The 18,098-nt window shown below is 43.9% G+C and carries 12 protein-coding genes and 7 tRNA genes; 3 read left to right on the forward strand and 16 right to left on the reverse strand.

What is annotated here, in order from left to right:
- Nucleotides 1-34 precede the first annotated feature (34 nt).
- Both ACM0P2_RS13430 and ACM0P2_RS13435 read right to left on the reverse strand, forming a co-directional pair.
- Nucleotides 35-865 carry an SDR family oxidoreductase gene (locus tag ACM0P2_RS13430; protein WP_159120307.1) on the reverse strand — a complete coding sequence of 277 codons (831 nt, stop codon included), beginning with the start codon at nucleotides 863-865 and terminating at the stop codon, nucleotides 35-37.
- Between the two features lie 127 nt (nucleotides 866-992).
- Nucleotides 993-1,892: a bile acid:sodium symporter family protein gene (locus ACM0P2_RS13435; RefSeq protein WP_159120308.1), complete on the reverse strand. Its 900-nt coding sequence runs from the start codon at nucleotides 1,890-1,892 to the stop codon at nucleotides 993-995.
- A gap of 119 nt (nucleotides 1,893-2,011) precedes the next feature.
- Between ACM0P2_RS13435 and ACM0P2_RS13440 the strand changes: the two genes are divergently transcribed.
- The 3 genes from ACM0P2_RS13440 to ACM0P2_RS13450 all read left to right on the forward strand — a co-directional run bounded on the left by ACM0P2_RS13440 (nucleotide 2,012) and on the right by ACM0P2_RS13450 (nucleotide 5,811).
- Complete coding sequence (locus ACM0P2_RS13440) at nucleotides 2,012-2,917, forward strand: LysR family transcriptional regulator (protein ID WP_159120309.1); 906 nt, start codon at nucleotides 2,012-2,014, stop codon at nucleotides 2,915-2,917.
- Between the two features lie 93 nt (nucleotides 2,918-3,010).
- On the forward strand, nucleotides 3,011-3,808 hold the full coding sequence (locus tag ACM0P2_RS13445) for a UDP-2,3-diacylglucosamine diphosphatase (protein WP_159120310.1): 798 nt from the start codon (nucleotides 3,011-3,013) through the stop codon (nucleotides 3,806-3,808).
- A 284-nt stretch (nucleotides 3,809-4,092) separates the two neighbouring features.
- Entirely contained in the window at nucleotides 4,093-5,811 is a 1,719-nt protein-coding gene (locus ACM0P2_RS13450; RefSeq protein WP_159120311.1) for a GNAT family N-acyltransferase, read from the forward strand.
- 238 nt (nucleotides 5,812-6,049) lie between these two features.
- Here ACM0P2_RS13450 and dapE read toward each other — a convergent pair whose 3' ends face one another.
- The 14 genes from dapE to ACM0P2_RS13520 all read right to left on the reverse strand — a co-directional run bounded on the left by dapE (nucleotide 6,050) and on the right by ACM0P2_RS13520 (nucleotide 18,085).
- The gene (gene dapE, locus ACM0P2_RS13455; RefSeq protein ID WP_159120312.1) at nucleotides 6,050-7,225 is read right to left on the reverse strand and encodes a succinyl-diaminopimelate desuccinylase; all 1,176 of its coding nucleotides are present in this window, start codon (nucleotides 7,223-7,225) and stop codon (nucleotides 6,050-6,052) included.
- A gap of 727 nt (nucleotides 7,226-7,952) precedes the next feature.
- The gene (locus ACM0P2_RS13460; protein WP_159120313.1) at nucleotides 7,953-9,845 is read right to left on the reverse strand and encodes a SurA N-terminal domain-containing protein; all 1,893 of its coding nucleotides are present in this window, start codon (nucleotides 9,843-9,845) and stop codon (nucleotides 7,953-7,955) included.
- Between the two features lie 312 nt (nucleotides 9,846-10,157).
- Entirely contained in the window at nucleotides 10,158-10,430 is a 273-nt protein-coding gene (hupB, locus tag ACM0P2_RS13465; protein WP_012518978.1) for a nucleoid-associated protein HU-beta, read from the reverse strand.
- Between the two features lie 321 nt (nucleotides 10,431-10,751).
- Complete coding sequence (gene lon / locus ACM0P2_RS13470) at nucleotides 10,752-13,103, reverse strand: endopeptidase La (RefSeq protein WP_419226700.1); 2,352 nt, start codon at nucleotides 13,101-13,103, stop codon at nucleotides 10,752-10,754.
- A 341-nt stretch (nucleotides 13,104-13,444) separates the two neighbouring features.
- Entirely contained in the window at nucleotides 13,445-14,719 is a 1,275-nt protein-coding gene (gene clpX, locus ACM0P2_RS13475) for an ATP-dependent protease ATP-binding subunit ClpX (protein ID WP_105931757.1), read from the reverse strand.
- A 74-nt stretch (nucleotides 14,720-14,793) separates the two neighbouring features.
- Nucleotides 14,794-15,423 carry an ATP-dependent Clp endopeptidase proteolytic subunit ClpP gene (gene clpP / locus ACM0P2_RS13480; RefSeq protein ID WP_105931666.1) on the reverse strand — a complete coding sequence of 210 codons (630 nt, stop codon included), beginning with the start codon at nucleotides 15,421-15,423 and terminating at the stop codon, nucleotides 14,794-14,796.
- A gap of 98 nt (nucleotides 15,424-15,521) precedes the next feature.
- Entirely contained in the window at nucleotides 15,522-16,826 is a 1,305-nt protein-coding gene (tig, locus tag ACM0P2_RS13485) for a trigger factor (RefSeq protein WP_105931665.1), read from the reverse strand.
- A gap of 352 nt (nucleotides 16,827-17,178) precedes the next feature.
- Nucleotides 17,179-17,255: transfer RNA gene (locus ACM0P2_RS13490), tRNA-Pro, on the reverse strand.
- Nucleotides 17,256-17,299: 44 nt separating this feature from the next.
- Nucleotides 17,300-17,384, reverse strand: a tRNA-Leu gene (locus ACM0P2_RS13495).
- A gap of 7 nt (nucleotides 17,385-17,391) precedes the next feature.
- A tRNA-His gene (locus ACM0P2_RS13500) sits at nucleotides 17,392-17,467 on the reverse strand.
- A gap of 168 nt (nucleotides 17,468-17,635) precedes the next feature.
- A tRNA-Pro gene (locus tag ACM0P2_RS13505) sits at nucleotides 17,636-17,712 on the reverse strand.
- Nucleotides 17,713-17,753: 41 nt separating this feature from the next.
- Nucleotides 17,754-17,838, reverse strand: a tRNA-Leu gene (locus ACM0P2_RS13510).
- A 6-nt stretch (nucleotides 17,839-17,844) separates the two neighbouring features.
- Nucleotides 17,845-17,920 (reverse strand) — tRNA-His (locus ACM0P2_RS13515).
- Between the two features lie 88 nt (nucleotides 17,921-18,008).
- Nucleotides 18,009-18,085, reverse strand: a tRNA-Arg gene (locus tag ACM0P2_RS13520).
- Nucleotides 18,086-18,098: the final 13 nt, after the last annotated feature.

The raw sequence follows: 18,098 nt of genomic DNA on the forward strand, positions 1-18,098 counted from the left end.
TAAAGTGCCCACGAAACATGCTCGACTTGTTGGCTTAATTTTGCTTTTCCATCACACGTTTCATCGTCTTGGTTTGATTCAGCATGTTGCTGATATAATGCTGAGTTGGCAGCAGCTTCTTTAATAAGAAAGCCCGTTTACCCAATTTGTGAGTAAGAACAAGAAACTGCTTTTTACTAACCTGTTGGTAAATAGCCTCGGCAACATCTTCTTTGGTCATGTCAGCTTTGGCAAAAAACTTATTAATCATTTTATGCGACGCGGGATTAGTGCTTCTCATCGACTCATCTAAGTTAGTTTTAAAAAAGCTAGGGCATACCACACTCACATTTATATTGTCAGGAGCTAATTCCAACTTCATGGTTTCAGAAAACGACACCACAGCGGCTTTCACCGCATTGTAACTACCCATGTAAGGAATTGGCGTCAATCCCGCTTGCGATGCAATATTAATAAAGTAGCCACCACCTTGTTTGCGCATTAACGGTAATAGGGCACGACTAACTCTCACCATACCCAGCACGTTGATATCGAAAACCCACTGCCATTGCTCAATACTTTCATCTAAGAGGCTACCGCCGGTTGCAACACCTGCGTTATTAAAAACATAGTCTACGCCGCCCCAACGGGAATCGATAGTTTGCGCCAGCGTTTGTACATCGCTGTCCGAGGTGATATCACAATGCACATAAAATGCATTTGCACCTTTTGCGATAAGTGCATTTACCGTTTCATCCCCTCTTTCTTGGTTTATATCAGCAATACAAATATCAAAAGTGCCTTCTTTATTTGCCCATTTATCTGCCCATTTAAGGGCAATGGCTTGACCCAAGCCGGTCGCGCCTCCAGTAATTATTATGCGCATTGTGTGTTTCCTAAATGATCTTGTTTCATTATTCTTGTATCGGCATTTATGTTTAGTTGCGCTTTATTGTGTTAAGCGCTAATCAGTACTTCATTATTTGCTCGAATTGACCGCCTTATCAATCCAATCAAACTGATTCTGTCTTTTGCAGTGACACTGATGGCTGTTCGCTATGCATTTTTCGTTTTGCCCACAGGGCCAATAGTGCGGGCCCGATGTACATTGCTACGCCATATACACCAGGTGCAATCGCGTAATCAGGCGCATCTAAAAAGGTAATGCATATCAGCATTGCAAGCGCCGCGTTTTGCACGCCTATTTCAATGGCCAGCGTGAGCGAGTCTTTAAATGCTAGGTTTGAAAGCTTAGCAAGCCCGAGCCCTAACAATACCGATGATAAATTTAAGGTTAAGCAAACCAAAAACGCGCTTTCAAAGGACGCGGCTAAATTGTTTCTTTCTGAAACCAGCACGCCCACAATCATAAGCAACATGAAGTACATAGAAAACTGCCGAAAGAAGCTTTCAGTTTTAGTAGCAAACCTGCTGTTAAAGCGACGAATGGTCATGCCTAAAATGACCGGTACAATTGATATACCAACCAGCCCGATCACTGTTTGAATAATAGAAAAATCTGGCGCGTTTTCTTTTACAAAGTAGTCAAGAGCAAATTGAATGATGAACGGCGTTGTAAATACACAAGCAATAGTAGAAATAGCAGTTAAGCTGACTGAAAGGGCTAAATTCGCTTTCGCAATATGACTGATTAAGTTACTGGTAGTACCGCCAGGGCACGCTGCTAAAACCATGACACCAACAGCAATATATTCGGGCAAACCAAAAACTAAACATAGCCCTAGCGCCAACATAGGCAGCAATATAATTTGCCCTATAAAACCCGCTATCACCGCTTTTGGAGATTTAAGTAATCGGGCAAAGTCTGCAAGGGTTAGCGTTAGCCCCATACCAAACATAACAAATGCCAACGCTAGAGGTAACAACACCTCGGTAAGTACAGATGCCTGCATGCACACGCCCCTTACAAAAGAAGCCTCTATAAAAGAAACCTTTTATTAACATTTAAGCCAGTGTACTCTGTTTTATAATAAATAAAAATGATGCCTTATTATGGAAACCCATAAATAATATGCATGGAAAATTAGACTTAAATTTGTTTGTTGTGCTGCGCGCGGTCTACGATCAGGGCAGCATTACGAAAGCCGCCAACGCACTGCATATTACTCAGCCTGCGGTGAGTCACGCCTTAGGTCGTCTGCGAGAGAAATTTGATGACCCGCTGTTTATTCGTCATGGACGACAAGTCGTGCCTTCCCCATTTTGCCAAGGCATTATTGCATCGGTTGTAAAATCAATAGAAACCCTTGAAAGCACGTTAAAAGGTAAAGTGGGCTTTGATATAAGTGATAAACCCCGTCAGGTGAACCTTGGCTTGAGAGATGTTTTAGAATCTATATTTTTCCCCGTGCTTATTCCTGAGCTTGTTAAACATACTCCCAATATCACGGTGAATAGCAGACAGGTTACCTGGCCCGAGCTTGCTCCCGCCTTAGCCGCTAAAGAGCTTGATATCGTAATTGACGCGTTAGTTCCCACCAGCCGTGACATTCGTTCACAGTTTATCTGCGAAGAAACGTTTGTCGTAGTATGCGCGCCTAGCAATAGCTACGTTGATAACCCGAGTATCAAGAGCTACTCAGTTGCACAGCATGCGCTTGTATCTTTGAAAGACTCTAAATTAGATACGGTAGATCTAGCCCTTGCTCAGCACAATTTACATCGCAACATCGCATTGCAGTGTGAACACTACTTTGCTGCCGTTAACGTAGTTAGCCAATGCGATCTTTTGCTAACCATGCCAACGCGATTCGCCCAACAATTCAGCAATAAATTCGATATCGAAATTCTGCCCCTTCCATTTGACGTCCCCCCACTCCCCGTACACATGTACTGGCACAAACACGCCGATGAAGACTTAGTGAATGTATGGATGCGAGAAAAACTTGTAGAAGTGGCGGATAAGTTAGGGATTTGAAACCGCTGTAACACAATGGTCAAGCAAGCGTCACCGTACTGTCAATTTGCAAACCTATAGTGTCTGTCCGAGGCATCGCTTTGGGAACCCGCTATGAAAAAGACACACTATCGCACACTCTGGCTTTCAGACATCCATTTAGGAAACCGCGATTGTAAGGCAGAATACTTACTTTCCTTCCTAAATAGCATCACTGTAGACACCTTATATCTAGTAGGTGACATTGTTGACATGTGGCAAATGACTAAGCAATTTCGCTGGCCCAAAGCCCACAATCAGGTGATGCATAAATTTATGCAAATGAGCCAAGAAGGTACACGGGTAGTCTATTTACCCGGAAATCACGACGAGCCTATCCAATCATATTCGGGTATGGCTTTCGGTGATATAGAGATTGAGCGCGAGTTGGTTCACACCACGGCACAGGGTAAACGCTATTTAGTTTTACATGGCGATCAATTCGATGGCGATGTCACAATGGGCAAGTTTCATGCGTGGATTGGCGATAAAGGTTATGACCTATTGCTCTTTCTCAACCGTGAGTTTAACCGCTTTCGCGCTTGGCGAAAACGAGAATACTGGTCACTAGCTGGTTATATTAAAAAGCACATCAAAGGGGCTAATGAAGCTATCGCCCGCTATCGAGAAGCATGCTGTAAGCGCGCTGATGAGATGGGGCTTGACGGTGTGGTGTGCGGTCACATCCACCATCCAGAGAGCAGTATAGAAAATGGTATTCACTACATTAATGACGGCGACTGGATTGAAAACTGTAGTGCGTTGGCAGAAGATAAAAACGGTAATCTATCTCTTATTCATTATTTAGATACCATGGAATCGGCGAGCGTTACGTCAATCACAGTGAAATCCTCTCAATCTAAAGCCGCGTAAAACATTTAGCAACATAGGGGCGCAATTCCGCCCCTATTCTTTATTGCCGTTGAAGCTGCTATGTAAAGTCAGCTTTTGGGTTCTACCTTTTTATGAGCCACGACACTCTAATCGTTTTATTCACGCCTAAAAGCACCTAACCCACTCTTGTACCGACAAAATTAAGGAAGGCAGAGTACGCACTTACATTTCATTAACATTGTCAAATAACTGCCATCAAAGTGTGTGAAAAACGTCACATTGCCCTGCTATTGTTCGCCAAAACCGGAAGAGAAATAGGTTCTATGTTTACCGTAAACGAAGTACTGAACAAGCATTATCCTCAGGTAGCGAATAACCCAATTCTTTTTAAGTCGCTGTCTTTCGTATTAAAACATTTGCTTCACGAGCGTGAAATTACTGAGTTTGGCGAGACATATCCTCACTATGAAGATATCGATTTTGTAGAGCAAGTGCTTGAGTATTTTAATATCAGCTACTCTACTCGAGATGTCGAGAAGGAACGTATTCCTAGCGATGGAAGGGTTGTCATTATTGCAAACCATCCTATTGGTTCACTAGACGCTCTTGCATTGATAAAGCTTGTTAGCGAAGTGCGTCACGACCTAAAAGTGGTTGCAAACGAAATGCTTATGGCGATTGAGCCATTGCACGATATGCTGCTCCCAGTGAACAACATGCAGGGCGGAACGCCCAAACAACATTTGTCAGCCATTCACTCTCATTTGAATAAAGATGGCGCCGTCCTCATTTTTCCGGCAGGCGAAGTTTCAAGACTCCGACCTCAGGGTGTGCGTGATACTCGTTGGCATTCGGGTTTTTTGCGCATTGCAAGGCAAGCGAAAGCACCTATTTTGCCCGTTTACATTGACGCCAAAAATAGCCCGCTCTTTTACGGTGTCTCTATGGTTTATAAACCGCTTGCGACAGCGTTACTCGTTAAAGAGATGTTTAAACAGCGCAAAAAACATCTTCCTATGCGAATTGGTGAACTTATTCCTTTTGAGTCATATCAGCAAACAACTATCCCTCTTAAAGAGCAAGTTAAGCTCTTTAAGCGCCATTTGTACCGTATTGGTAGCAATAAAAAAGGCGTTTTTCACACTCAAGCCTCTATTGCAATGCCAGAGGATAGAAAAGAGCTTGCCAGAGCCATACGTGAGTGCGAGCACTTGGGCGAAACGGGCGATGGAAAGTCTATTTATCTCTATCAGCACAAAAGCTGCTCGCCCATTATGCGCGAGATAGGTCGACTAAGAGAGGTAGCGTTTAGAGCGGTTGGAGAAGGCACTAACAAGCGCAGAGACATCGATCAATACGACTCACATTACTATCATCTTGTACTATGGGATGAAAGTGATTTGGAAATTGTAGGCGCTTATCGTTTTGGCGATGCAGAGCTACTTACCGCCCCTGACCACCCTACAGGTTTGTATTCTGCAACCTTGTTCAATTACAGCGAGAATAACGAGAAGCTATTTAAAGAAGGCTTGGAGCTTGGTAGAAGTTTTGTGCAGCCACGCTACTGGGGTAAGCGAAGCTTAGACTACCTATGGTTTGGCATTGGCGCGTTTTTAAGTCGTTACCCTAAATATCGATACCTGTTCGGTGCAGTATCCTTGAGTAACGCGTACCCGGAACCAGCGAAAGACTTACTTGTACAATTTTATTCTACATATTTCCCTGCGAAATTCGGTGAGGCCACTTGCAAGCGCCCCTATCAAATGACCCAAGATTCGCTACATCAGTTCACAGGTGAAGACTATAAAGCGGAATTTACGCAATTGAAGCATTTACTTGCCAATATGGGAGTGAATGTTCCAACGCTTTATAAACAATACTCTGAGGTAGCAAAGGAGGGAGGCGTTGCGTTCTTAGGATTTAATGTCGATCCTGACTTCAACGATTGCATTGATGGCCTCGTGGTCGTCGATATGCAAACGCTAACTGAAAAAAAACGCAAGCGTTACCTCACTGACATTCAGTTGAAAGCGACTGCCTAACGCTTAATCGCCAGCAATTAGCAATAGCCAGCAGCTAACACTCTTTAGTAACCAACCAGAATTAAAAAAGGAGCAATCACATTATTGCTCCTTTTTTCAGTTATTCCTCTGCTGCAGCATAAATGCGACCTACTCTACTAGTTCTTATTAGCTATCATTAGTGACGTTATCTAAACCCTTTACTGTTAAAACATCTTTAACGCTAGCAGCCTTAAATTTGATGAACGGCATTGTGTCTTTACCTGCCACCCACATTTAAAAGAACGTCGGCATAGATATCTTCAAGGGTAAGTAAATCAGATAAGTGAATGTGTTCGTTTACTTGATGGATAGTGGTATTGGGAACCCCTACCTCTACCACCTGCGTACTTTCACTTGCAAAAAAGCGTCCGTCTGAAGTCCCTCCTGATGTGCTCACCACTGGATAACGCCCTGTTGCAGATTTGATCGCTTTTTCAATGCAAGTAATTAAGCATACCTCTGCGTTATTGTTAGGTTTGCTCAGATACGCTTCACAAGGTCGTGAAAAACTGACCGTTGCTTGTGTATCAACGCTATTAATCACCTCGCGAAGTAGCGTTGATAGGCTTTCTTGATTGTAGTGCCATGAGTAACGTACGTTAAATTCAATACGAACAGCACTTGGTACAATATTATCCGTGAAACTTCCCGTATCCATATGTGTGACTTGAAGCGTGGTACCAGGAAAATCATCGCTTCCTGTATCAAACGGATATTGCGTAAGTGCCGTAACGACCTTAGTGGCTTTGTGAATAGCGTTAATGGCAGTTTTAGGGTACGCCACATGGCCTTGTTTTCCAGTAACATGGATGGTTCCAGAGAGTGAACCTCTACGCCCAATCTTAATGGTGTCTCCAGTGTGCGAAGACGCTGAAGGTTCACCCACTAAGCACATATCCAAATGCACGTTTTGAGACGAGAGGTATTCGGCTATCCATCTTGATCCCCATTCCGCCTCTCCCTCTTCATCGCTAGTTATTAACCACCAATAGGAAACGTTGTTTTTATCCATTGACGCAATGGTTCGCTCTGTTGCGGCTAGCATGGCTGCAATACCTGTTTTCATATCCGCCGCGCCACGGCCATAGAGCTTATTTTGACTAATTACCGGGCAGAAAGGATTAGACTTCCATTTATCTAAAGGCCCTGGAGGGACAACATCTGTATGTCCGCTAAAAGCAAAATGAAGTGGACCGTGCCCCCATTTAGCAATGAGGTTTTTTACGCCGTTCACTTTATGTTTTTCGCAAACAAACCCCAGCTTTTCGAGCTTGTACATCAGGTAGCTTTGGCAGCCCGCGTCTATTGGGGTTACCGACTCTCTCGCCATTAAAACTTCTGCAAAATGAATACTGCGAGCGGGCAGCGCTGAAGGTAGGGAATGAACAGACATACGTATAGACCTATAATGAAACTTGGGTCTATTACACGAACTTAAGGTGACACGTTTATAACAGTTTTGAGACGATGTAATGACAGACGTGGGTTTATTTTCTGGCCACCCCAATAGGTTAAACGCCCGTCAACGTTAAAGTAGACGCTAATATTACCGCTAGAGATTGTTTAACGCCAAGCGGCTTGTTATAACTAGAACATCTTCTTTAAAAAGGCATTACAGTGTTAAAAATTATTGTCTTAATACCACTTATTCTGTCTCTGCTTTGGTTTGGCTATTTGCAGTCAAACAAGTACACATTAGAACAAGGTAAACAGGGGTTCTTATATATCTTTGTACTCTCAGGTGTAATCGCTGCGTTTTACACTCTTATGCTTTTTTTGACGCACTAGCCGACTTCATTAAGCCAGAGTGCTGAGCACCTCCAAAGATGGTGTGCATTGTCAGGAAAACATGCATAGCGTTTCGGAGTTAAACTTTTAAGGCTCTCTTTTACAAACTCGTTATTCCAAGTTCTCTTTTGAAGGCAACCTTTTCTTATATTGCCCCATAAGCTTTACCGCGCTCTTCCCAAATTCTGCATTTAACTTGGGGCACCGCTTTTAACATTACCTACTTTGCACACTCAATAAAAAAGCCAGCATAATGACTATGCTGGCTTTAAAACGCTGTATCCACTATGCATCCCCCATTTCGTTATATTATGGGGGCAATGGATAAATCTCTACAAAGCTTCGGAAATAGTTACATCGGCGCTTGCACGTAATGCATCGATATACTGCTGATAAACACGCTGTCCCTGAACCTGCGCTAAGCGCTGCTTGAGACTTTCTCCTAGCTCGTTTTCAAGGGCCGGCGCTTTGTTTACGCCTTCAAGCATGACTACAGCCACATCACCGTTTACTGTCGTTGCAACGTCAACCTTATCATCACCTTCAAGAGCAAGAGAGAATAAAGTATCAACTAGCGCACGTGATAACGTACCGCCGGCTCTCTGTACGTTGGTTGCCGTTTCCCAAGATACAGATTTTGCGGAAAGTTCACTTTCAACGCTTTCACCTGCACGTACCTTTTGAGCTAAGTCAAATGCCCATGCTTCCGCTGCTTCTCTTGATTTTTCGGCTTTAACTGATGCTTCAATACCTTCGCGTACTTCATCAAGCGACTGTGTACGCTGAGGCTGATGCTCAACCACACGAGCAACAACAACGGTCTCATCGTCTAGCTCGATAATATCACTATTAAGCCCCTCTTCTACTAATTCAGAAGAAAACGCAACATCTAGAAGCCCCGGAGAACTTAGATCTGCAGGCGCTGTATTTCGGCTGAAGAGTACCGATTCCTGAACAGGTAAATCGACCGCATTAGCTGCGTCTTCAAGCGTATCTGGTACTTCGAATGCAATCTCAGCTAGCGTATTTTGAAGCTCAAAATACTTTTCCATTGCTGCATCGTAAAGAAGCGTGTCGCGAATTTCACTCGCTACTTCGTCAAACGATTTTACTTGTGCTTCTTTTAGTTCAGTGAGCTTGATAATGTGAAAACCAAAGTCAGTTTCAACAACATCAGATACATCACCTACACTTTCTAGTGCAAACGCCGCTTCATCGAATGCCGGGTCCATCATCTCTGGTGTAATGAAGTCTAAATCACCGCCATTTTCAGCAGAAAAAGTATCGTCAGAATTTTCTTTGGCAAGAGTGGCAAAATCAGCGCCAGCATCAAGCTCTGCCTTAAGGGATTGCGCTTTCTCTCTAGCAGCGTCTACGTCGTCACCCGATTCAATAAGAATGTGAGAAACGCGGCGCTCTTCTTCAGTGCCGTAGCTAGCGATATTATTATCATAATAAGTGCGCACAGCCTCATCATTCACAGAGACACGACCTTTTAAGTCTTCAACGCTAAGTTTTACGTAGGCAAGCTTAACCTGTTCTTCTGTGTCGAAAGATGCAATGTTGTTGTTATAGAAAGCTTCAACATCGGCATCGCTTACTTCAACAGAACTCGCAAATTCGTCAGAGCTCACCAATACGTACTTGGCGTCTCGAGTTTGGCGCTGAAGGGCATTTGCTAGCTCTACTTCACCATCTAGGGCAAAAGAAGAGTTAGTCAAAGCAGCGGCCAATTGATTCTGCGTCATCTGAACACGCAAATAATCGCGGAAGTCGGCTACTTGAAAACCATTTTGACGAAGAATAGCCTGGAATCGCTCATTATCGAACTGACCGCCAAACTGAAATTCAGGCATTTGAACTATGGTTTCGCGAATTTGCTCGTCACTTACGCGCAAGCCCATCTCATTAGCTTGCTGCTGAATAAGCTTCTCAGCAACCAGTCTGTCTAAAACATTTCTTCTGAAATCTGCAAGGTACTGCTCACTAGAGAAAAGCTGAGCAATGCTTTCGCCGTATTGTGATTCCATTTGTGCACGCTGATTTTGATATGCACGCTCTAGTTCTTGTGCCGAAATCTCTTCGCCGTTAACAGTAGCTACTGCAGTAGTACCTGATGACGTTAGATAACTTCCTACGCCTGCGAATACGAAACTCAAGACGATAAGCGCAATAATTGCCATCGCCCAAGGGCCTTGAGAACCTTCTCTGATTCTTTCTAGCATGATTGTTCTTCAACTCCGTTGCTTACTACAATTACCTCGGCACACCATTAAAAGGCGAGTGCCAGGTAAAATAAGCGCTGATTATAACCCAATGCCGCCGAATATAAACGCCCAAACGCACTATTTGTGCTGTCTTGAGCTAATTTCAGACATTGCCGGAGACATGTAAAAATCTCAGCAAGCCCCAACGGGTTATTTCTACTCTTAAAATATTAGGGTTAGAGTCATGACTCTGACCCTAATACTGGATTCTTTGTTTTAGAAATAAAAAAGGCGATGGACTAGCCATCGCCTTTTTCTATAATTTTTTGCTTAGTTACAAGCGTCTTTCAGTGCTTTACCAGCTTTGAAAGATGGAACTTTCGCTGCTGAAATCTGAATAGTCTCACCAGTTTGTGGGTTGCGGCCACTGCGAGCTGAACGTTCGCGAACTGAGAAAGTACCAAAGCCTACTAGTGCTACTTGGTCGCCGTCTTTAAGCGCCGCAGTTACTGAGTCAGTGAATGCGTCAAGAGCGCGGCCAGCGGCTGCTTTAGAAATGTCTGCACCAGCAGCGATTTGGTCGATAAGTTGAGACTTGTTCACAATTATGATCCCCTTCGATTGTTATTATACTGTTTGTCCAAAACGATTTTGCCTGGACGTTATAGCAAGCTTGCTTGTTAACATCAAGCTTCAGTCACAATTAATTAACTTTATTAATGAATCGCTGCAATCCCTTTTGTGGCAAGGCTTCAAGCGAATACCATTTAAAGGTAACACAACTTTTGCGACTTGAAAGCCCTATTTTTAAAAAAATAGGCTTTTCTTTTCGCCAACGACCATTTTTTATACAATTATTGCAATTTTATATAAAAAATGTGGCTGCACGCCTTTAAAATTAAAGGATTACAGCCACGGCGTCAGTTACTTTTTGACCACTTCAAAGCTTTCTACTGGCTCTTGGAGTGCAATATCAAGTACTTCATCAATCCACTTAACCGGGTGAATAGACAAATCTTTCTTAACATTATCTGGAATTTCTTCCAAATCACGCTCATTTTCTTTCGGAATAACCACTGTTTTAATGCCACCACGATGGGCTGCCAGTAATTTTTCTTTAAGTCCACCAATTGCGAGCACTTCACCGCGCAGAGTTATTTCTCCGGTCATAGCCACGTCACACTTCACAGGGTTACCCGTGAGTGAAGACACTAGTGCAGTACACATTGCAATACCGGCACTTGGGCCATCCTTCGGAGTAGCACCTTCAGGTACGTGGACATGAATGTCACGTTTTTCATAAAAATCATCGTTGATGCGAAGTTTTTCAGCACGACTTCTCACTACGGTCATCGCAGCTTTAATCGATTCTTGCATAACGTCACCTAGCGAACCCGTTGACGTCATTTTTCCCTTACCGGGCACTGACGTGGTTTCGATAGTCAGTAAATCGCCGCCTACTTGAGTCCATGCAAGACCGGTCACCTGACCGATTTGATTGTCTTTGTCCGCTTTGCCGTAATCGAATCGCTGCACACCAAGGTAATCTTTAAGGTTATCCTGAGTTACCACCACCTTATCTTTGCTCTTCTTAAGCAAGATATCTTTAACGGCTTTGCGGCATACTTTAGACACTTCGCGCTCTAGACTCCGTACACCGGCTTCACGGGTGTAGTAGCGAATCATGCCGATAACGGCAGAGTCGGTAATTTCAAGCTCTTTGGCTTTAAGGCCATTGCGCTCCATTTGCTTACCAATAAGATGATTCTTAGCTATGTTTAGCTTTTCATCTTCGGTATAGCCTGACAAGCGAATCACTTCCATACGGTCAAGCAGCGGACCTGGAATATTCATGCTGTTTGACGTAGCAACAAACATCACGTCAGACAAATCGTAATCCACTTCTAAATAATGATCGCTAAAGCTGTTGTTTTGCTCAGGATCAAGCACCTCAAGAAGCGCTGACGCTGGGTCGCCGCGCATATCTGAAGACATTTTATCTATTTCATCAAGCAAAAAGAGGGGATTTTTCACGCCAACTTTTGCCATTTTTTGCACTAACTTACCCGGCAAAGATCCAATGTAAGTACGACGGTGGCCTCGTATTTCAGCTTCATCGCGCACGCCGCCTAGCGCCATTCGCACATACTTTCGACCGGTCGCTTTTGCAATCGATTGACCTAACGACGTTTTACCTACGCCAGGAGGCCCTACAAGGCACAATATCGGGCCCTTGAGCTTTTTCACGCGCTGCTGAACCGCGAGGTACTCAAGAATGCGATCTTTTACTTTTTCCAGACCATAGTGGTCTTCATTAAGCACACTTTCGGCGCGGGAAAGATCCTTTTTCACAGGCGAACGCTTGTTCCACGGAACGTTAGTAAGCCACTCAATGTAGCTTCGAAGAACAGTGGCTTCAGCTGACATAGGAGACATCATTTTTAGCTTTTGAAGTTCAGCTTTCGCTTTGTCTTCAGCTTCTTTTGGCATCTTCGCGTCAGTAATTTTCTTAGACAGCGCTTCAAACTCATCGGGCGCGTCGTCTAATTCACCTAATTCTTTTTGAATGGCTTTCATTTGCTCATTCAAATAGTACTCACGCTGGCTTTTCTCCATTTGCTTTTTGACACGGGTGCGAATTTTCTTTTCGACCTGCAGCAAATCAATCTCACCTTCCATTAGCGCCATGAGATACTCAAGGCGTTCATTCACGCCCTGCATCTCCAACACTTTTTGCTTTTCAGTAAGTTTCAGGGGCATGTGCGCGGCCATCGTGTCGGCTAGACGCGCAGCATCCTCTATACCGTTAAGCGATGTAAGCACTTCTGGTGGAATTTTTTTGTTAAGCTTAACGTAACCTTCAAACTGAGAAACGGCAGATCGAATTAATACTTCTTGCTCGTTTTCATCAATACCTTCGTCTTCTAGCTTATCTACATGTGCTACAAAGAAAGGCTCGGATTGCTTGTAGCTTTCTATTTCACCGCGAACACTCCCCTCTACCAGCACTTTCACTGTACCGTCAGGTAGCTTTAAAAGCTGCAGAATAGTGGCAATAGTACCTACGGTGTAGATGTCGTCTGATTCTGGTTCATCAACACCTGCATCTTTTTGTGCTACTAGGAAGATTTGTTTGTCATTCTCCATTGCCGCTTCAAGGCATCGGATAGATTTCTCACGCCCAACGAATAGGGGTATGACCATATGCGGGTAAACAACCACGTCCCGCAAGGCAAGCACAGGAATTTCAATGCGATTTTCACGCTCAACTGTCATACTTGTTCTCAATTTGTTTGAAATGTCATTTTTATATGGGGATGCAAGAGCAAAGTTCAATCGAAACTTATTAAAGTGTGTTAATTCCTTTATCTTACCTTCCCTGCTCTAGGGCCTGTTGACCTATACTATAACCATTATCGATTTTTTCGTTTAAGGCAACACTTAACTGGGAAATCTAGCAGAAAGGATAGATTGGATGGGCTCAACCGTTCAAATATCGTTCAAGTTATCAATATTTCGAAAAGGTATATGACTTTTCTTGGCTCAAAAGAAATAACCAACAGCAATTAAAAAAGGCCCCGAAGGACCTTTTTAAACATGTTTACTAACGCTAACTATTACTCAGACGCCGCTTTTTTCTCATTACTGTCGTAAATCAAAATAGGCTTCGACTCGCCGCGAATAACCGTTTCATCAATGACAACTTTGCTCACATCATCCATTGAAGGAAGATCGTACATGGTATCAAGCAGCACAGCTTCAACAATTGAGCGAAGGCCGCGAGCGCCCGTCTTACGAACCATTGCCTTTTTCGCTATTGCATTTAAAGCGTCGTCACGAAACTCAAGTTCAACGTCCTCCATTGAGAACAGCGCACCGTATTGCTTGGTAATCGCATTCTTAGGTTCGCGTAAAATTTGAATCAGCGCTTCTTCATTTAGTTCTTCAAGGCTGGTTACAACCGGTAGACGACCAATAAACTCTGGTATCAGACCGTACTTAACCAAGTCTTCAGGTTCAACCTGTTTAAACAACTCGCTAATTTGCTTGCTGTTGTCTTTCGACTTAACGGTTGCACCAAAACCAATGCCTGTATCTTTTTGCGCGCGCTGCTCAATAACTTTATCAAGTCCAGCAAACGCACCGCCGCAGATAAAGAGGATCTTAGAAGTATCAACTTGTAGGAATTCTTGCTGAGGATGCTTACGACCGCCTTGAGGTGGTACCGAAGCAACCGTGCCTTCAATCAGCTTAAGAAGTGCCTGTTGAACACCTTCACCGGATACATCGCGGGTGATAGACGGATTATCAGACTTCCGTGAAATCTTATCAATCTCGTCGATATACACAATGCCGCGCTGCGCTTTTTCAACGTCATAATCGCACTTTTGAAGAAGCTTCTGGATGATGTTTTCTACGTCTTCGCCCACGTAACCAGCCTCGGTTAACGTGGTGGCGTCAGCCATAGTAAAAGGAACATCCAACAAGCGCGCCAAAGTTTCGGCCAGAAGCGTTTTACCACTACCCGTAGGGCCGATAAGCAAAATATTACTCTTGCCTAGCTCAACACCATCATGAACGTCGCCATTACGCAAACGCTTGTAGTGGTTGTAAACCGCTACAGACAATACCTTCTTTGCATGTTCTTGCCCAATAACGTAGTCGTCAAGGTGAGCATGAATTTCACTTGGTTTAGGTAAAGCGTCCTGCTTTTGCTTTGGCGCGATTTCCTTAATTTCTTCGCGAATGATATCGTTACATAACTCAACACACTCGTCGCAAATGAATACCGACGGGCCTGCTATCAACTTTCTTACTTCGTGTTGGCTTTTGCCACAAAACGAACAGTACAGTAGCTTGTTATCACCGTCACCGCTTTGCTTATCACTCATTACTTTTGCCTCTGCCTTACCTGAGTCGAAAACCAATACGTGCTTCGCACTGACTCAGGTTTACTATAACTATACTACTTAGTTCCGGCTACGTCAGATCGATTTGCTAAAACTTGGTCAACCAGGCCATATTCTTTCGCCTCAGTTGCACTTAAGAAATTATCGCGATCTGTATCGCGCGCGACTTTCTCATAGTCTTGACCGGTATGGTCTGCCATTAGGCGATTCAATTTCTCTTTAATAGACAGAATTTCTTTCGCATGTATTTCAAAATCAGATGCCTGACCTTGGAAACCACCTAGCGGTTGGTGAATCATAACACGCGAGTTAGGTAGACAATAACGCTTACCTTTAGCGCCTGCAGAGAGAAGAAATGCTCCCATGCTTGCAGCTTGCCCCATACATACCGTGCTCACATCAGGCTTGATAAAGCGCATGGTGTCGTATATTGCCATACCCGCAGTTACAGAACCGCCCGGCGAGTTGATATATAGGAAAATGTCTTTTTCAGGGTTCTCAGCTTCTAAGAACAACATTTGAGCAACGATGAGGTTGGCCATGTGATCTTCAACTTGTCCTACTAAGAAAATAACGTTTTCTTTTAACAGGCGTGAATAAATATCGTATGAGCGCTCACCTTTAGAGGTTTGCTCAACAACCATAGGAACAAGTGCATTCATTGGGTCAAACGGGGTATTAGTCATAGCTACCTTGATTATCTAGCGTTAAAAACAAAAATGCTCGGAAGGCTCCGAGCATTTAAGCAGTTGCTGACAAGTATTGTCAATCAGACAGTAAAAAATTACGCCTGTTTGTTCATAACCTCGTCAAAAGCTTTAGTTACTTCAGTAACTTTTGCTTGCTCAAGAACCCACTCGATAGCTTGCTCTTCAAGCGCAACGTTTTGCATTTGCTGCATAAGCTCTTGGTTATTGTTGTAGTAATCAATAACTTCTTGAGGATCTTCATACGCAGAAGCCGCAGTTTCGATCATCTCGTTTACTTTAGCTTCGTCCGCCTTAAGTTCGTTCTGCTTAATCACTTCGCCAAGAAGTAGACCAATAGACACGCGACGCTTAGCGTTGTCTGTGAACAATTCAGCAGGAAGGTCTGGTAGGTTCTGACCACCGCCTTGTTGGCTAAAGCGTTGTTTAGCTTGTTCGCGAAGTGCATTCACTTCTTGGTCGATAAGCGCTTGAGGGATGTCAATTTCGTTAGCTTCTACAAGCTTAGCGATAACATCTTCTTTAACTTGCGCCTTAAGCGTTTGGTTTAGTTCACGCTGCATGTTCTTGCGAACTTCGGCTTTAAGCGCGTCAACACCGCCTTCTTCAACACCGAATAGTTTTGCAAACTCTTCGTCAACTTTAGGAAGATCTAAACCTTCAACTTTCTTGACGGTAGTTTTAAATACAGCGTCTTTACCTTTCAGGTTTTCAGCGTGGTAATCTTCAGGGAACGTTACTTCAATAGTCACTTCCTCACCCGCTTTCGCACCTACTAGTGGCTTTTCGAAACCAGGGATCATGCGCTCTTTACCAAGCTCTAACGCGAAATCTTCCGCTTTACCGCCTTCGAACTCTTCGCCGTCGATAGAGCCAACAAAGTCGATAATCACTTTGTCGTCTTTTTTCGCTTTACGCTTAACTTCTTTCCAAGTTGCGTGCTGCTTCTGAAGGGTTTCCATCATGTTATCTAAATCTTCGTCAGTAATTTCTACTACTGGCTTCTCGATTTCGATATCACTTACACCCTTCACTTCTACTTCTGGGTAGACTTCGAAAGATGCTACAAACTCTAGGTCCTGACCGTCTTCATCTTTAGTCAGTTCAAACTTAGGCATACCAGCAGGCTGAATTTTTTCTTGAATCACTGCTTGGTAGAAGTTTTGCTGCATAACATCGCCAGCGACTTCTTGGCGAACTGCCTGGCCGAAACGCTTTTTGATTACGCTTACAGGAACTTTGCCTGGGCGGAAGCCGTTGATGCGTTGTGTTTTTGCCAACTGCTGTAGGCGTGACTTAACTGCTGAATCAACCGTATCGGATGGAACGGTGATAGTAAGACGGCGTTCTAAACCCTGGGTCGTCTCGACTGAAACTTGCATTATGTTACCTCAACTATACGCCTTTACAGGCGCTTTGTTCCCAATCCCCTCTCCCGTCATGCATTAATTGCATATCACGCCGGGGTAGAGGTCGTTATTCGACGTTAATCACTTCAAAGTTAGGTCGCGAATTCGCGTCAAAATACCAACCTGAAGCAAACGTACTGGTTAAAAAAAGACGCGGTAGTATACAGCCGCATACCACAAGAGTCGAGAGGCAAACACAAGTTTGTAACACGCTTTTGAATGCATTTTGAGCAAAAAGCAAGACTTTACGCGCAGTTTTGAAACAAATAAGCAAATGTTCGCGAAAATTACGAAAGGAGATAATGATAAAATTGAGAGAAGATAATGGTCGGTGAGACAGGATTTGAACCTGCGACCCCTTGTACCCAAAACAAGTGCGCTACCAAGCTGCGCCACTCACCGACAGAGATATCTTTTTTAAGACAAACTTTTACAAGCTTAATATATGGTGCGGAAGGAGAGACTTGAACTCTCACGCCGTGAAGCACTGGAACCTAAATCCAGCGTGTCTACCAATTCCACCACTTCCGCAAAAAAGTGGGGTGGACGATGGGACTTGAACCCACGACAACCGGAATCACAATCCGGGGCTCTACCAACTGAGCTACGCCCACCACAGTAATCCTTTTTCGTCTTATGTGTGAATTGAAAACACATAAACGACTGTCGAGCTGTAAGGATTAAACAATTATGCTCCATTGTATTCTTAATGTCGATTCGATTATGAGTAGTCCGAACAATTACTTAGACAAACAGCACTGATTGAATCGAAAAAGCAAAAATGGTCGGTGAGACAGGATTTGAACCTGCGACCCCTTGTACCCAAAACAAGTGCGCTACCAAGCTGCGCCACTCACCGATATAAATGCTTTATTAAGCTTTTATAAAAGCTTGAAAATATGGTGCGGAAGGAGAGACTTGAACTCTCACGCCGTGAAGCACTGGAACCTAAATCCAGCGTGTCTACCAATTCCACCACTTCCGCAAAAAGTGGGGTGGACGATGGGACTTGAACCCACGACAACCGGAATCACAATCCGGGGCTCTACCAACTGAGCTACGCCCACCATAGGGTGTGTTTGCGGTTCACATGCTCTAACCTAGCATTATGAACATAAAGATTGAGCCTTGCCATCAGGACCTACCTGAGTCGCATGGCGCGCCCGGCAGGATTCGAACCTGCGACCCACGGCTTAGAAGGCCGTTGCTCTATCCAGCTGAGCTACGGGCGCCTGGCGAATCTTT

The organism is Alteromonas sp. OM2203 (assembly GCF_048517045.1).
In the GTDB taxonomy this organism is placed as follows: Bacteria; Pseudomonadota; Gammaproteobacteria; order Enterobacterales; family Alteromonadaceae; genus Alteromonas; species Alteromonas gracilis.

What these genes read in the sequence shown, in the direction of transcription:
- ACM0P2_RS13430 (WP_159120307.1), bottom strand. Translation starts at nt 865, where the DNA reads ATGCGCATAATAATTACTGGAGGCGCGACCGGCTTGGGTCAAGCCATT.
- ACM0P2_RS13435 (WP_159120308.1), bottom strand. Translation starts at nt 1,892, where the DNA reads ATGCAGGCATCTGTACTTACCGAGGTGTTGTTACCTCTAGCGTTGGCA.
- ACM0P2_RS13440 (WP_159120309.1), top strand. Translation starts at nt 2,012, where the DNA reads ATGCATGGAAAATTAGACTTAAATTTGTTTGTTGTGCTGCGCGCGGTC.
- ACM0P2_RS13445 (WP_159120310.1), top strand. Translation starts at nt 3,011, where the DNA reads ATGAAAAAGACACACTATCGCACACTCTGGCTTTCAGACATCCATTTA.
- ACM0P2_RS13450 (WP_159120311.1), top strand. Translation starts at nt 4,093, where the DNA reads ATGTTTACCGTAAACGAAGTACTGAACAAGCATTATCCTCAGGTAGCG.
- dapE (WP_159120312.1), bottom strand. Translation starts at nt 7,225, where the DNA reads ATGTCTGTTCATTCCCTACCTTCAGCGCTGCCCGCTCGCAGTATTCAT.
- ACM0P2_RS13460 (WP_159120313.1), bottom strand. Translation starts at nt 9,845, where the DNA reads ATGCTAGAAAGAATCAGAGAAGGTTCTCAAGGCCCTTGGGCGATGGCA.
- lon (WP_419226700.1), bottom strand. Translation starts at nt 13,103, where the DNA reads ATGACAGTTGAGCGTGAAAATCGCATTGAAATTCCTGTGCTTGCCTTG.
- clpX (WP_105931757.1), bottom strand. Translation starts at nt 14,719, where the DNA reads ATGAGTGATAAGCAAAGCGGTGACGGTGATAACAAGCTACTGTACTGT.
- clpP (WP_105931666.1), bottom strand. Translation starts at nt 15,423, where the DNA reads ATGACTAATACCCCGTTTGACCCAATGAATGCACTTGTTCCTATGGTT.
- tig (WP_105931665.1), bottom strand. Translation starts at nt 16,826, where the DNA reads ATGCAAGTTTCAGTCGAGACGACCCAGGGTTTAGAACGCCGTCTTACT.